Source organism: Gordonia sp. DT30 (assembly GCF_049844915.1).
Taxonomy (GTDB): Bacteria; Actinomycetota; Actinomycetes; order Mycobacteriales; family Mycobacteriaceae; genus Gordonia.
Genome location: NZ_JBNCLY010000006.1, coordinates 157187 through 171434, shown reverse-complemented (window position 1 = coordinate 171434; position 14248 = coordinate 157187). Strand labels below are relative to the sequence as shown.

Genomic DNA, 14248 nt, shown 5'->3' with positions numbered 1-14248 from the left:
GGCCGGAACACGCGTCAGCGCAGGAGTGCCGCCTCGGTGCGGTACGGGCTGACCGCCGCACGCATCCGGGTCACGATGAGGTCGACGATCGCCGGATCGGCGCCGAGCGGCGCGCCGACGACGTCGGCTCCGTAGGTGTGCAGCCGGTCGTGAAACAGACCGGGCGCCAACAGGTATGACGCCACCACGACGCGCCGGCCGGTGGCGCGGGCCGCGGCGATCGCGTCCGGAACGCTGGGCGTCGCGGTGGTGATGAATCCGACGCGGATGTCGCCGCCGATGAGACCCTCGAGCTGGCGGGCGGCCAGATGTACCTGGCCGCAGGCTGATCGGTCCGAGGAGCCGGCGGCCGCAAGAACGACGGCGTCACCCGGCCGCCAACCGGCCTCTATCAACCGGCGGCGCAGCACCCCGGCGATCGCCGGATCGGGGCCGAGCGCGCGGGTGACGATGGTGCCGGCGGCACCGGATGCCTGAACATGATCGGGAATGTCTTGGCGCACATGGTATCCCGACGCCAAGAAAGCGGGTACCAGCACCGCGGGCCGGGACAGGTCGGCGAGCACCTCGCTCGGCGTGGGCCCGAGGACGTCGACGAAGGCGGTGCGCGTCGGACCGACGACGGCCGACACCTTCTCCGCGATCTGGGCGATGACCGCCACACCCTGCGGATTGCGGGTTCCGTGCGCGACCAATACCGGCTCGACGTCGCGCAGCCGGTCCCCGTGGGGTAGCCGCGCGGGATCGTGAGAAGTCATGGATTGTCCTCGGCTTCATCGTATTCGAGGTCGACAGCGAGGCGATAGCCGCGCTTGACCACCGTCTGGATCATCTTGGGATCGCCGAGGGCCGCGCGCAGCCGGGCGACCGCGACCTCGACGGCGTGGGTATCGGCGCTGTCACCGGGCAGCCCGCGCAGCAACTCCTGGCGTGCCACCACACGTCCGGGCACCTGGGCGAGCATCTTGAGCAGCAGATGACCCGTCGCCGAGAGGTCCCGCACCTGACCGTCGACGACGACGGCCTGGCCGCGAATCGCCGTGTCATGTCCGGCAACTCGCAGGATATGACTACGTCGGGGCAGTTCGTCGGTGATGAGACGGGCGAGTGCACCGAGCCGGAAGCGCCGGGGATAGGCCGTGGGAATCTGCAGCGCCTCGAGCGGTCCGGCGGTCACCGACCCGACACAGTAGACCGGGACGGCGGTGCGCAGGGAATGCAGAAATGGCTGCAACTTGCCCAGTTCCTTTGCGCGCGTGAGGATCGACGCGGCAGCCGGCGCGCTGGTGAAGGTGAGGGCGTCGAGGTCGGCGCGGATCACCGAGGCGATCATCGCGTCGATCTGTGCGAGGTCGGGATGGGTGTTCCAGCGATACACGGGCACCGGGAGCACGTCGGCCCCCGCTGCGCGCAGCACGGCACAGAAGTCCGGCAGCGGCTCCCACTCGCTGGTGGCGCCGTGCAACTGCACTGCGACCCGCTTGCCCTCCACGCCCTCCTCGAGGAGCCGGTCGAGGACCTCGGAGGACGACTCGCTCTCCGGCGACCACTCCTCGCGCAGGCCGGCGGCCCGGATCGCACCCTTGGCCTTGGGCCCGCGGGCAATAAGTCGCGACCGGCCCAGCGCGCTCAGCAACTGCTCGGCGTCGCCCCACCCGTCGGCGGCCTCCACCCAGCCCCGGAAGCCGATCCCGGTGGTGGCCACCATCAGATCCGGTGGTTCGACGACGATGCGTTCGGTGACCTCTTGCAGTTCGGTGTCGTCGACCAGCGGCAGGATGCGGATGGTCGGCGCCATGACGACGTCGGCCCCGCGCCGGATGAGCAGCGCCGCGAACTCCTCGGCACGGCGCGCCGCGGTGATCCCGATGGTGAATCCGGTGAGCGGCAGCTCGTCGGGCGTGGTCGGCTCCGGACCGGCCGAATCCGCGCCGGCCGCAGCCGGGTGGGCGGGATCCGGTGTGGCGGGATCGGGGCTCATCGTGTCCCGTTGCCGGTGAACCAGATCTCGACGTTGCCGTCGACCACCCGCGTCCCATACGAGGGCACCGACACCGACTCGTCGTCGAGGCAGACCCCGGAACGCAGCGAGAACACCTGCTTGCCCAGCGGGCTGGCCACCGTCGGCTCGCCCGCATGGTCACCGGTGAGCCCGCGCGAGAGCACCGCGGCCCGACCGAACGGGTCGATGTTTCCGATCGCGTAGAGCCGGGAGCGTCCCACGGCCTCACGGTCGGTCTCGGCCGCCGAGATCCGGAACAGCGCCGCCTGCGTCATGTCCGGGCCCAGTACCGCCACCCCGCGTCCTTCGATGAGGTGCTCGAGCGGACAGGCCCGCACCCACTGTCCGTTCGCCGTGCTCGGCGCCTCGATGGCGGTCATGTCGGAACTCCTTCGCGTTCGCTCGTCTGGCCGGGCGCCGGTCGTCCGGCTCGCACGCGCGGCATCTCCAGTAGTACCGGCACCTTGCGGTCCCCGCCGGGGTGCGTGAGGTCGATGTCGCCCAGCGCCGCCGATGCCGACGGCCCATCGGTGAACCGGATGGTCGGATCGGCGACCTCCGGCGCATTGACGAAGGACACGAACCGTGCCAGCTTCTCCTCGTCCTCGAGTACCGCGGCCCATTCGTCGCGGTACCCCGCGACGTGAGCCTCCATCGCGGCCTCCAGTTCGGCCGCCAGCCCCAGACTGTCATCACACACCACCGCACGCAGATGATCGAGACCACCTTCGAGTGATTCCAGCCACGGGGCCGTGCGCTGGAGCCGATCCGCGGTACGGATGTAGAACATCAGGTACCGATCAATGTAGGCGACGAGGGTCTGGTCATCCACTCCGCCGGCGAGCAGCTGGGCGTGCTTGGGACTCTGCCCGCCGTTGCCCGCGACGTAGAGATTCCAGCCGTTCTCGGTGGCGATCACCCCGACGTCCTTGCCCCGGGCCTCCGCGCACTCACGCGCGCACCCGGAGACGCCGAACTTGAGTTTGTGCGGAGACCGCAGGCCGCGATAGCGCTTCTCCAGCAGTACCGCCATGCCCACCGAGTCCTGCACCCCGTAGCGGCACCACGTCTCGCCCACGCAGCTCTTCACCGTGCGCAGACTCTTGCCGTAGGCGTGCCCGGACTCCATTCCGGCGTCGACGAGGCGGCGCCAGATCTTCGGCAGCTGCTCGACCCGCGCACCGAACAGGTCGATGCGCTGACCGCCGGTGATCTTCGTGTACAGATCGAAGTCGCGCGCGATCTCACCGATGACGATCAGCTGTTCGGGCGTCACCTCACCGCCGGGCATCCGCGGCACCACCGAATAGCTGCCGTTCTTCTGCAGATTCGCGAGGAAGTGATCGTTGGTGTCCTGCAGTGCCGCCTGCTCACCGTCGAGGATGTGCTCGCCGGAGGTCGACGCGAGGATCGAGGCGACGGTCGGCTTGCACACCTCACATCCACTGCCGGTGCCGTGGTTGGCGATCAGCTCGGAGAATGTGCGGATACCGGTCACCGCAACGACTTCGAACAGTTCTGCGCGCGACTGCGAGAAGTGTTCACACAACGACTTGCTCACCGCCACCCCGGACGCGGCGAGCAGTGCGGTGATGCTCGGCACACAACCGCCACAGGTGGTGCCCGCCGATGTGCACGCCTTCACCGCGGCAAGATCGCATGCGCCGTCCGCGATCGCCGAACAGATCGTGCCCTTCGACACCGCGTTGCACGAACAGATCTCGGCGGCGTCGGGCAGTGCGTCGAGGCCGACGCCCGCCGACCCGCCGGTGGGAGCGATAAGGGCGGCGGGATCACCCGGGATCTCCCGTCCCACCATCGGTTTGAGCATCGCGTACGCCGACGCATCGCCGACGAGGATGCCGCCGAGCAACGTGGTGGCGTCGTCGGAGATGACGATCTTGGCGTACTTCCCGCCCACCGCGTCGGAGTAGACGATCTCCAGGGCGTTCTCGGTGACCCCCATCGCATCACCGAAGCTGGCGACATCGACGCCGAGCAGTTTGAGCTTCGTGGACATGTCGGCGCCGGGGAACGTCGACGAACCGTCGAGCAGTTGGTCGGCGACCACCTCTGCGGTGCTGTATCCCGGTGCCACGAGCCCGTAGCAGCGACCGTCGACGGCCGCGACCTCACCGATCGCGAAGACGTCCGCATCGACGGTCCGGCAGGCCGAATCCACCAGTATCCCACCGCGTTCGCCGACCGGTAGACCGGCGGCGCGGGCCAACGAGTCCTGCGGGCGCACCCCGGCGGAGAACACCACGAGCGCGGCGTCGATCGTCGACTCGTCGCTGAGGGTGACCGTCAGCGACTCGCCGTCGGCGCCATCGGTGATCGACGACGTCCCCACCCCGGTGTGCACGTGCAGGCCCAGATCGGTGACGAGATTCTCCAGGACCGCGCCACCGCCGGCGTCGACCTGCATCGGCATGAGCCGCGGTGCGAATTCGACGACGTGCGGTGTCATCCCCAGCAGCCGAAGGGCATTGGCGGCCTCCAGCCCGAGTAGGCCACCGCCGACGACGACACCCGCCGCACCCGGACCGGCCGCCTCGGCGGCGAGGCGGATGCCGTCGAGATCGTCGAGGGTCCGGTAGACGAAGCACTTCTCATGGTCGTGTCCGGTCACCGGCGGCACGAACGGATACGACCCGGTGGCGAATATCAGTGCGTCGTAAGCGATGTCGGCACCACGATCGGTGCGCACCCGCTTGGCGTCGCGGTCGATCGCGGTCACCGCCTCACCCAGATGCATCTGAACCGCGGCGTCACCGGCGTAGTCGTTGCCGGCCAACGCCAGGGCCGAGCGCTCCCAGGCACCGACGTAGGACGACAGCCCCACGCGATCGTAAGCGGGTTCGGACTCCTCGGCGATCACCACGATGTGCCAGGCGCCGGCCTGGTCACGCTCGCGCAGCGTCTGCACGAACCGGTGGCCGACCATGCCGTGGCCGATCACGACGGCGGTCTTCGCGGTGGGGGCCGTCACCGAAGCAGGCTTCTCGAATGTGCCCAGAGGGTTGTGGGAGTGGGTCATCGGGCATTCACCTCGGTCGGGGCGTCGGTGCCCCGGGTATCGGTCGTGGAAGCGGAGTTCGGGGCGGGGGCACCGGCGGTGGCCACCTCGATGTCGTCGGTGTGGCGGTGGTCGGGGTCGAGAACGACCTCCCGGCGGGCGTAGAACCACCAGGTGATGATCGCGGCGATGACGTAGAAGGCCATGAAGATCCAGAACGCCACGGTCGCCGAATGATTGGCCTTGTAGCTGCTGCGCAGGACGAGGTTGATGGCGACCCCGCCGAGAGCACCGAACGCGCCGGCGATACCGATGAGCGCGCCGGACATCGAGCGCGACCACAGCACCGCTGCCGTACCGGATATGCCGGGCAGGTTGCGCGACTTGTGCTCGAAGATGGTCGGGATGATCTTGTAGACCGAGCCGTTGGCCACGCCGGAGATCGCGAACAGCAGGATGAATCCGACGATGAATCCGGCGAGTTGCCCGGTCTCGATCCGGTGCCCGGGGTGGCCGTCGGCGATGGTTCCCGAGGTCACCAGGACGATCGACGAGGCGACCATCGCGGCGAAGGACCACAGTGTGACCCGGCCGCCGCCGAATCGATCGGCGAGCTTGCCGCCGATGGGCCGGAACAGCGAGCCGAGCAGCGGACCGATCCAGGCGATCTGGGCGGCCGAAAGCGCTGCCGCCGAGGCGGTTTCACCCGAGGACTGGAAACTCAGGCTGAGCACCTGGCTGAACGCGAAGGAGAAGCCGATGAACGAGCCGAAGGTGCCGACGTAGAGGATCGAGATCAGCCAGCTGTCGTAGTGCTTGAGGCAGTCGATCATTGCGCGGCCACTGGCGGTCTGGTGATCGAGATTGTCCATGTAGATGGCCGCGCCGATGCCCGCAACCGCCAGTGCCACAAGGTAGATGGCGCAGAGGATCTCGGGACTGTCACTGGCCAGCCAGATGACCAGGAGGCCCAGGAGCTGGATGACGGGGACACCGATGTTGCCGCCACCTGCGTTGAGTCCGAGCGCCCAGCCCTTGAGCCGTTGCGGATAGAAGGCGTTGATGTTGGTCATCGACGACGCGAAGTTGCCGCCACCGAAACCGGTGAGCGCGGCGACCGCGAGGAACCAACCGTAGCCGAATTCGCCGGGGTTCATCATCAGCATCATCGTCAGACCGGTGGGGATGAGCAGGACCACCGCGGAGAAGATCGCCCAGTTCCGGCCGCCGAAACGCGCGGTGGCCTGGGTGTAGGGCACGCGCAGACAGGCGCCGACGAAGGTGGCGGTGGCCGCGATGACGAATTTCTGGTCGGCGTTGATGCCGTACTCGGGACCCATGAACAGGGCCATCACCGAGAACAGCGACCAGATGGAGAAGCCGATGTGTTCGCAGATCACCGACCAGAGGAGGTTACGGCGGGCGATGACAGAATTTCCGCCGTCCCACGCCTGCCGATCCTCGGGATCCCAATCGGTGATCTTGTGGTCTCTGCGCAGGTCGTGCACAAGTGTCGAGAATGCCATTCGTGTTGGTCCCATCGGGTCGAAGCGGGCTGAAATGCCTTGACCACCGACGACGGCGTCGGTCGTTGGAACCAAAAGTACGAAGTGCGTGTTGCGCCGATTTTCACCTCGGTGACCGCGACGTCACGTTGTTCTCACATCGGCGCCCGAAGCGTGTGAGAGCCCGAGATCGGGAGCAGACGGCACCAACCGGTGCCATCTGCGGTTTTATACCATCAGCCGAACGATGTCGACGACGCGTTTGAGACCGGGCAGCGCGCCGGCCGTGGAGCGTGGGTGCAGCGCGTGCACCGCGAGCCGGAAGATGGTGGCGCGCAGCATCATCTGTGGCCACTCCGGTTCATCCGACCAGCGCCGGACGAGATCGTCGTCGGCGCCGCCCCAGGCCAGCGAGTCCACCACGACGACGGCCGACGCCCAGGATGCGGGGCGCCAATACGGCACGATGTCGGTGATCCCGGGCGCGGCCGCGCCGGCGAAGAGCACCGTTCCGAATAGATCGCCGTGCACGATCTGGCTTTTCAGATCCACGTCTTTGCGTAGGCGCGCAAGGGTTTTCAGTATCTCGACACTCTCCTGCCCGTCCGGCGCGCTCGGCTCGGCCATCCCGGCCGCACGGGCTGCGCGCATCGGGGTGTCCTCCCAGGCCGCGCGGTCGGCGGCAGCGAAGACGTCGACGTCGGTGTGCGGCGGGGCGGGCTGCTGCAGGAGGAACCTCGGACGCGGCAGGTCGGCGGTGGCCTCGTGCAGTCGCTCGGCCACCGACACCACCTCGTCATGACGGGGTTCGGGGACACCTGCGATGTAGGTGTCCGCGCGCCAGCCCGACACCACATATCGGCCGTCGGTGGCGCGGAACGGCCGCGCGATCCGCAGGCCGTCGATGTAGAGGTTCTCACGTACCGATGCCGACCACGCCGCACGCGCGTGGTCGGGGACCATGGAGAGCACCACCTCGCCCACGCGCCAGCCACCGGCCCAGGTATCGCCCATCGCGATGGGCGGATGGGCGGTCAGCCCGAACGTGTTGAGCACGTGCTCGGGTGGCTCTACGGTGTTCACATTGCAGAGAATACCGAGGTCGTCGCCCGGCATCCCGCAGCGACACCGGCGCCGGCCGATTGCCGGTGTCGGTGGCCGCCGGTATCAGTGGCCGCCGGTATCAGTGGCCGCCGGTATCAGTAGACCGGGAGTTCCTTGTCGACCTGATTGGCCCAGGCGGTGATACCGCCCTGCAGATGCTTGGCGTCGGCGAAGCCGGCGCGCTTGAGCGCCGCGAGTGCCTCGGCCGAGCGGATCCCGGTCTTGCAATAGAGGACGGTCGGCCGGTCCTGCGGAATCTCTGCGAGGGCGGCACCGGAGAGTATCCGGTCCTTGGGGACAAGGGTGGCCCCGTCGATGTGCACGATGTCCCACTCGACCGGTTCCCGGACGTCGACGAGTGCGAGTTTCTCGCCGGCATCGATCTTCGCCTTGAGCTCCGCGGCGGTCAATGTGGATCCGGCGGCGGCCTGCGCGGCCTCGTCGGAGACGACCCCGCAGAACTCTTCGTAGTCGATGAGACCGGTGATCTTCTCACCTTCGGGGTCCTTGCGGATCTTGATGGTGCGGTAAGTCATGTCGAGGGCGTCGTAGACCATGAGGCGACCCAGCAGGGGCTCCCCGATACCGCAGATGAGTTTGATCGCCTCGGTACCCATGATCGCGCCGATGGAGGCGCACAGGATGCCGAGCACACCACCCTCGGCGCACGAGGGCACCATGCCCGGCGGCGGAGCCTGCGGGTAGAGGTCGCGATAGTTGATGCCGCGCCCGTCGGGGGCATCCTCCCAGAACACCGATGCCTGGCCCTCGAACCGGTAGATCGATCCCCACACGTACGGCTTGTGGGCCAGCACGGCGGCATCGTTGACCAGGTAGCGGGTGGCGAAGTTGTCGGTACCGTCGAGGATCAGGTCGTATCCGGAGAACAGGTCGATCGCGTCCTCGGGTTCCAGGCGCCGGTCATGGATGTCGACGGTCACGAACGGGTTGATCTCGAGGATCGAATCCCGCGCGCTCTCTGCCTTGGGGCGGCCCACGTCCGAGAGTCCGTGGATGATCTGCCGTTGCAGATTCGACTCGTCGACGACGTCGAATTCGACGATGCCGATGGTGCCGACGCCGGCCGCCGCGAGATACAGCAGCGTCGGCGAACCGAGGCCGCCGGCCCCGATCACCAGGACCTTCGCGTTCTTGAGCCGCTTCTGACCGTCCATCCCGACGTCGGGGATGATCAGGTGCCTGCTGTAGCGCGCGACCTCGTCATTGGACAGTTCGGCTGCCGGCTCGACCAGCGGTGGCAAGGACGACACGATGGGCCTCCCGGATTGTGCATCGGAATTGAAGAAACTGTGGGGAACAACGACCCCGCGCATACCGGCATTCCCCGGCGCCACGCCGGCCGTGCGGCCACCGCCCAGCCGCGACGGCGGCAAGGGTCAGCTGCTGCTCGTGCGATCGGGGAAGGGCCACGGGTTGGGTTTGCAGACCAGCGACGGGTTGGCGCGGACGTCCGGGTCGAGGGCCATGATCTGGGAATTCGAGACGCCGAACGACTGCTGCATCATGATCGGGGCGGGTGCCCCATTGGCCGGACACGGCTCGTGGTGCTCGTAGCCGATGCCATGGCCGACCTCGTGGTTGACCAGGTACTGCCGGTAGGAGACGTCGTCGCCCTGATAGGACAGCGCCCCGCGTACCCACCGGGCCTCGTTGAGGATGACCCGCTCGTCGGGCGGGTAGAAGCACGACGTCTCGAGTCTGATCTGGTAGCCGCACAATTCGCGGGTGGTGTCGGTCGAGGTGAGTGATATCCGCAGGTTCGGTTCGCCCCGATCGATCCGCTGGAACGAGACCTTGCCGTCGCCGATCCAGCTCTTCCGGTTGGCCAGCGTGGCGTCGACCATCTTCGCGAAGGCCTGATCACTCCCGTACTCGGAAGGGACCAGCCCATTCTCGGCCTCGACGGTGTAGGTGTAGACCTGCCCGCCGCCACCGACTCGCGGTGTGGTGCCCGCAACGACGTGGTAGGTCTTGCGCCCCGCGGTCGTGAAACCGCCGCCGCCGGGCAGCGCGGCCTCGGTCAGTTGCGCCGCCTGGATGTCACCGGTGGGCGCGCCGATCGGCCGGGTCTCCTTGGTCACCCCGACATTGCGCGACGACGGACTCGGCGTGATCGGGGCGCCGGTGTTCTCGGTTCCCCCGTCACGCACCGTGTACACGAGCAGCACGATGGTCAGCACCACCAGGACCGGGATCGCGTACGCACGCCAGCCGTAGGTGGTCACAAATCGTCCGAGCGCGCTCTGCTTCTTCCGCGGCGCCGCCGCGTCACGATCGGACCGCTGCCTGCCGTTGTCGTCGGTCGGGTCCCAGCGCGCCCGCAGCGGCTGATCGGGCAGTGGCCGTCGACGGGTCGTGGTGCTCCCGCTGCGCCCGGCCGATCCGGTCGACGACGCAGCGCCGGTGCCGGCCGTACGCGCCGTACCCGTCTCGCCATCGCGCCCCCGGTATCGTCCGGCACCGCTCGGCGCACTCGGCGTCCCCGACGCATCATCTGTGCGGCTCACGGTTCACACCTTCTCATAGAACGCGCCGTTACCATGTCCGACATCACTGGTCCTCACGTAAGGCCGGGTATTCACTTCGACGAACCGCAGGGTTTGCGGCCACCGCACCCGAGTACCCTCTAACCATGCCCACGGCCGCAAACGTCTCCGCCGGACGCAACGGAACCCGGCTTCCCCGGAGTGCACGGCGCTTGCAGTTACTCGAGGCCGCCAGCGAGATCTTCGTCGAACGCGGCTACCACTCGGCCGGGATGGACGAGATCGCCATCCACGCGGGGGTGAGCAAGCCGGTCCTGTACCAGCACTTTCCGTCCAAACTCGACCTCTACATCGCGGTCGTCGATTCCCACGCGGAAAAACTGGTCGTCGATGTCAACAATGCGCTGCTCACGACCACCGACAACCGGCAACGCGTCCAGGCCGCGGTCCAGGCGTTCTTCGACTTCATCGATTCCGACAACTCCGGATACCGGCTGATCTTTGCCTCCGATGTGATGGATCCGGCGGTCATCCGACGTACCGAGGGCGCCACCGAGGCATGTGTCGACGCCGTCTACGGCCTGGTCATGCAGGATTCGGGACTCGATCCGTATCGCTCGCGCATGCTGGCCGCGGGGTTGGTGGGCGCCAGCCAGGTCAACGCCCGCTACTGGCTCGAGGCACGGCGGCCCATCGACAAACAGACCGCCATCGACACGACCGTCGCACTTCTGTGGGGCGGTCTCTCCCATGTGCCGCGACAGGCCGAACTCGACGCGCAGGCGCGCCTGGCCGAGGAAGCAGCGGCGGCGCAAGCCGCGCAGACGACGACCCCGTCCGAGTAGTCTCCCGCCGGACACGACAACGCACCGGGCCCGATGGCACCGGTGCGCTGGGGTCGGGCAGATTCAGATTCAGGAACCGAATCCGACGCGACGGTTTTCCGAGGCCCCCACCTCGACGTAGGCGATCTTGGCGACCGGCACGAGGTAGCGGGCCCCACGCTCGTCGGTGAGCGTGAGCAGTTGCTCCTTGCCGCTCAGTACGGCCTCCACGGTGGCCAGCGCCTTGTCGCTGTCGAGGGGCGTCTGGATCGACAGTTCACGAGGGCTGTCGGTGATACCGATCTTCACTTCAATGGTCATGGCCACCCTTCTCTGGAGAAACTGTCACGTTGAACGTGCAACGCCGACATCACGATGCGGCTGTTGCCTGCCGCACCAGGCTAGTCCAGCGGAACCGGCCACGGGCAGCGGCTCCGCTCACAGCGCAAGCCGGCCCGACGATCTGCCCGACGCGATCAGCCCAACCCCATGTCGGCCATCCGCTGCGCGTGCCGGGCGGTGATCGACTCGAAGAAGTCGGCGACCCCGTTCAGCGATGTCGTACCCGAGAACAGCAGGTCGGTCACGTCCTCCTCGGCCGCGAGGACCCATTGCGCATGCGTGACGGCTTCGCCGAGCAAGCGGCGGCCCCACAGGGTCAACGGCGAGCGCAACGCCGGGTCGGCGGCGAGCGCGGCCCTGACCTGCTCGCGCGCGAACCGCGAATTGCCGGTCTCGGCCATCACCCCGGCGACCACCCGCTGCGCAGCCGACGGCATGAACTCCGACAGCTCGAGGTAGAAGTCGGCGGCCAGCCCGTCGCCGACGTATGCCTTGACCAGCGCCTCGAGCCACGTCTGCGGGGTCGTGGCGAGGTGATATCGGTCGAAGACCGGGCGGTAGCGCTCCACCGATTCCGCCGGGTCGAGCCCGCGCTGCACCACCTGTTCGGCGAGTAGTTCGAAATGCGCGATCTCCGACGCCGCCATCCGGGCGATCGCGATGCCGCTGACCGTGTCGGGCGCCATCGAGGATTCGTCGATCAGCCGGTAGAACGCGGCGTACTCGCCGGCGAGGAGAACCGCGAACAGCTTGCCGACGGCCGCATCCTGCTCCTCGTCGAGGCGGGCCGACCCATCCCGCTCCGACAGGTCGCCCGAGATGGCCGGTACGGGTTCGGGCGAGGCGGTCGACGACGACATGCCCCGATGGTAACGGTCGCGCGTATCGGTCGGCTTCGGCCACCACGTACACTTGCGGACGGTGTAGTCGGCGAACGTCGATCGGCCGATCGCGTGCGGGCAGCCTGTCGGCGCCCACACGTCGACGGCGGAGCGCATCGCCCGGGCAGCCGGAGAACGCTCGCAGACCACCAGACATTGTGCGCGCACTTGCGAGCCCACCCTGTCGCCCGACGCGATCGCGACGGTCGCGCGGCGAACGCGAGACACCGGGAGATCCGAGATCCGGAGAACCCGACACTCGACGAATCAGTGGAGCCTTTCGTGCGCGCTCGAGCGACATACGAAAGGCACACGAGTAACAACATGACCGAACCCGGCATACATACGACCATCGTCGACGACGCCCATGACTCCCCCTCCTTCGCCGATCTCGGCGTCGACGAGGCGATCGTCTCGTCGCTCGCCGACGACGGCAAGACCCATACCTTCGCGATCCAGGAACTGACGATGCCGCTGGCGCTCGCCGGCGACGACCTCATCGGGCAGGCGCGCACCGGGATGGGCAAGACACTCGGCTTCGGTGTCCCGCTGCTGCACCGGCTCATCCACCCCGAACAGTCGGGGATCCGCCCGCTCGACAACACCCCCCGCGCGTTGGTGATCGTGCCGACACGAGAGTTGTGCGTGCAGGTGACCGGCGATCTCAAGGTCGCCGCAAAGAAAGTCGTCGTCACCCTGCCCGAGGGCGAGGACGCCGACGGCACACCGACGGGGTCGCGCCGACGGCCGCTGAAGATCACCTCCATCTATGGCGGGCGCCCCTATGAGTCGCAGATCGCCGATCTGCAGGCCGGGGTCGACGTCGTGGTCGGCACTCCGGGACGGTTGCTGGATCTGGCAAAACAGGGTCACCTGATCCTCGGCAAGGTGGCCGTACTGGTCCTCGACGAGGCCGACGAGATGCTCGATCTGGGCTTCCTGCCCGACATCGAACGCATCATGGCCGCACTGCCCGAGCAGAAGCAGACAATGCTGTTCTCGGCGACGATGCCCGGGCCGATCGTCACCCTGGCCCGCACCTTCCTGCAGCAGCCCACCCACATCCGGGCCGAGCATGCCAACGACTCGGCCATTCACGAGCGCACCACCCAGTACGTCTACCGGGCGCACGCGCTCGACAAGGCCGAACTCGTGGCCCGCATCCTGCAGGCCGAGGGCCGCGGCGCGACGATGATCTTCACCCGCACCAAACGCACCGCACAGAAGGTCGCCGATGACCTCGCCGAGCGCGGCTTCTCGGTGGGCGCCGTACACGGCGACCTCGGGCAGGTCGCGCGCGAGAAGGCCCTCAAGAAGTTCCGAACCGGCGAGATCGACGTGCTCGTCGCCACCGATGTGGCCGCACGCGGCATCGACATCGACGACGTCACACATGTGATCAACTACCAGTCCCCCGACGACGACAAGACCTACGTACACCGCATCGGACGTACCGGCCGCGCCGGGCGCACCGGTATCGCCGTGACCCTGGTCGATTGGGACGAACTGCATCGTTGGGAATTGATCAACGCGGCACTGCAACTCGGCCAGCCCGAGCCGGTCGAGACCTACTCGACCTCTGAGCACCTGCGCGCCGAGCTCGGCATCCCCGAGTCGGCGACCGGCCGCATCGCCGCACCGCGGCGCGCACCTGCCGAGGCCGACGGAGAGCGCCGCGAACGGCGCGAACGCCGGGAACGGCCCGCTGCCGGTTCGCGGTCGCGCCGCCGCACCCGCGGCGGCAGCCCCACGACCGGTGGCGGCGCCACGAACGACACCGGCAAAACCGCGGAGCCCGCCACGTCATCCGACGCCGCATCCGCAGCGGGTTCGGCCGGTGACGCCCCGGGTTCGGCCGGCGCCGATCCGGCATCGGATGCCGCCGACGCCCCGCGCAAGCGGCGTCGCCGTCGCGGCGGCTCGCGGCGACGTGGCGGACAGGACGGCGCAGCCGAGCAGCCATCGGCGGACTCGGCCACTTCGGGAGCCCCGGCCGCGGCGGCCTCCGAGTAGGGTCAGGCGAGCCTGCCGACGCGGACCCGCACGACAACCTGGAGCCTCCGA

At 68.1% G+C, this 14248-nt stretch carries 12 protein-coding genes; 2 read left to right on the top strand and 10 right to left on the bottom strand.

Annotated features, from left to right (window positions below):
* Positions 1–14 precede the first annotated feature (14 nt).
* The 8 genes from ACLQ3C_RS08510 to ACLQ3C_RS08475 form a co-directional block, all read right to left on the bottom strand.
* The gene (locus tag ACLQ3C_RS08510) at positions 15–758 is read right to left on the bottom strand and encodes a sirohydrochlorin chelatase (RefSeq protein ID WP_425704608.1); all 744 of its coding nucleotides are present in this window, start codon (positions 756–758) and stop codon (positions 15–17) included.
* Positions 755–1981 carry a uroporphyrinogen-III synthase gene (locus ACLQ3C_RS08505; protein WP_425704607.1) on the bottom strand — a complete coding sequence of 409 codons (1227 nt, stop codon included), beginning with the start codon at positions 1979–1981 and terminating at the stop codon, positions 755–757. Before ACLQ3C_RS08505 ends, ACLQ3C_RS08510 begins: the two co-directional genes overlap by 4 nt.
* Positions 1978–2382, bottom strand: a complete 405-nt coding sequence (gene nirD, locus ACLQ3C_RS08500; protein WP_425704606.1) for a nitrite reductase small subunit NirD — start codon at positions 2380–2382, stop codon at positions 1978–1980. Before nirD ends, ACLQ3C_RS08505 begins: the two co-directional genes overlap by 4 nt.
* On the bottom strand, positions 2379–4949 hold the full coding sequence (gene nirB / locus ACLQ3C_RS08495) for a nitrite reductase large subunit NirB (protein WP_425704661.1): 2571 nt from the start codon (positions 4947–4949) through the stop codon (positions 2379–2381). Before nirB ends, nirD begins: the two co-directional genes overlap by 4 nt.
* 89 nt (positions 4950–5038) lie before the next feature.
* On the bottom strand, positions 5039–6547 hold the full coding sequence (locus ACLQ3C_RS08490; protein ID WP_425704605.1) for a nitrate/nitrite transporter: 1509 nt from the start codon (positions 6545–6547) through the stop codon (positions 5039–5041).
* Between the two features lie 207 nt (positions 6548–6754).
* Positions 6755–7609: a TIGR02569 family protein gene (locus ACLQ3C_RS08485; protein ID WP_425704604.1), complete on the bottom strand. Its 855-nt coding sequence runs from the start codon at positions 7607–7609 to the stop codon at positions 6755–6757.
* A gap of 116 nt (positions 7610–7725) precedes the next feature.
* Complete coding sequence (gene moeZ / locus ACLQ3C_RS08480) at positions 7726–8901, bottom strand: adenylyltransferase/sulfurtransferase MoeZ (RefSeq protein WP_425704603.1); 1176 nt, start codon at positions 8899–8901, stop codon at positions 7726–7728.
* Between the two features lie 126 nt (positions 8902–9027).
* Positions 9028–9990, bottom strand: a complete 963-nt coding sequence (locus ACLQ3C_RS08475; protein WP_425704660.1) for a DUF3152 domain-containing protein — start codon at positions 9988–9990, stop codon at positions 9028–9030.
* A 293-nt stretch (positions 9991–10283) separates the two neighbouring features.
* Between ACLQ3C_RS08475 and ACLQ3C_RS08470 the strand changes: the two genes are divergently transcribed.
* On the top strand, positions 10284–10982 hold the full coding sequence (locus ACLQ3C_RS08470; protein WP_425704602.1) for a TetR/AcrR family transcriptional regulator: 699 nt from the start codon (positions 10284–10286) through the stop codon (positions 10980–10982).
* Positions 10983–11051: 69 nt separating this feature from the next.
* On the opposite strand, the gene ACLQ3C_RS08465 is transcribed toward ACLQ3C_RS08470, so the two are convergent.
* Together ACLQ3C_RS08465 and ACLQ3C_RS08460 are read right to left on the bottom strand one after the other, a co-directional pair.
* The gene (locus tag ACLQ3C_RS08465) at positions 11052–11282 is read right to left on the bottom strand and encodes a DUF3107 domain-containing protein (RefSeq protein ID WP_425704601.1); all 231 of its coding nucleotides are present in this window, start codon (positions 11280–11282) and stop codon (positions 11052–11054) included.
* A gap of 155 nt (positions 11283–11437) precedes the next feature.
* Entirely contained in the window at positions 11438–12163 is a 726-nt protein-coding gene (locus ACLQ3C_RS08460) for a ferritin-like fold-containing protein (RefSeq protein WP_425704600.1), read from the bottom strand.
* A 345-nt stretch (positions 12164–12508) separates the two neighbouring features.
* On the opposite strand from ACLQ3C_RS08460, the gene ACLQ3C_RS08455 reads away from it, so the two are divergent.
* A complete protein-coding gene (locus tag ACLQ3C_RS08455) occupies positions 12509–14197 on the top strand; it encodes a DEAD/DEAH box helicase (protein ID WP_425704599.1) in 1689 nt (562 codons plus the stop codon).
* The last annotated feature ends 51 nt before the right edge of the window (positions 14198–14248 follow it).

Excerpts from the sequence above, each read along its gene's own strand:
- ACLQ3C_RS08460 (WP_425704600.1), bottom strand. The coding sequence starts at position 12,163 with ATGTCGTCGTCGACCGCCTCGCCCGAACCCGTACCGGCCATCTCGGGC.
- ACLQ3C_RS08490 (WP_425704605.1), bottom strand. The coding sequence starts at position 6,547 with ATGGCATTCTCGACACTTGTGCACGACCTGCGCAGAGACCACAAGATC.
- ACLQ3C_RS08465 (WP_425704601.1), bottom strand. The coding sequence starts at position 11,282 with ATGACCATTGAAGTGAAGATCGGTATCACCGACAGCCCTCGTGAACTG.
- nirB (WP_425704661.1), bottom strand. The coding sequence starts at position 4,949 with ATGGTCGGCCACCGGTTCGTGCAGACGCTGCGCGAGCGTGACCAGGCC.
- ACLQ3C_RS08455 (WP_425704599.1), top strand. The coding sequence starts at position 12,509 with ATGACCGAACCCGGCATACATACGACCATCGTCGACGACGCCCATGAC.
- ACLQ3C_RS08505 (WP_425704607.1), bottom strand. The coding sequence starts at position 1,981 with ATGAGCCCCGATCCCGCCACACCGGATCCCGCCCACCCGGCTGCGGCC.
- nirD (WP_425704606.1), bottom strand. The coding sequence starts at position 2,382 with ATGACCGCCATCGAGGCGCCGAGCACGGCGAACGGACAGTGGGTGCGG.
- ACLQ3C_RS08470 (WP_425704602.1), top strand. The coding sequence starts at position 10,284 with ATGCCCACGGCCGCAAACGTCTCCGCCGGACGCAACGGAACCCGGCTT.
- ACLQ3C_RS08510 (WP_425704608.1), bottom strand. The coding sequence starts at position 758 with ATGACTTCTCACGATCCCGCGCGGCTACCCCACGGGGACCGGCTGCGC.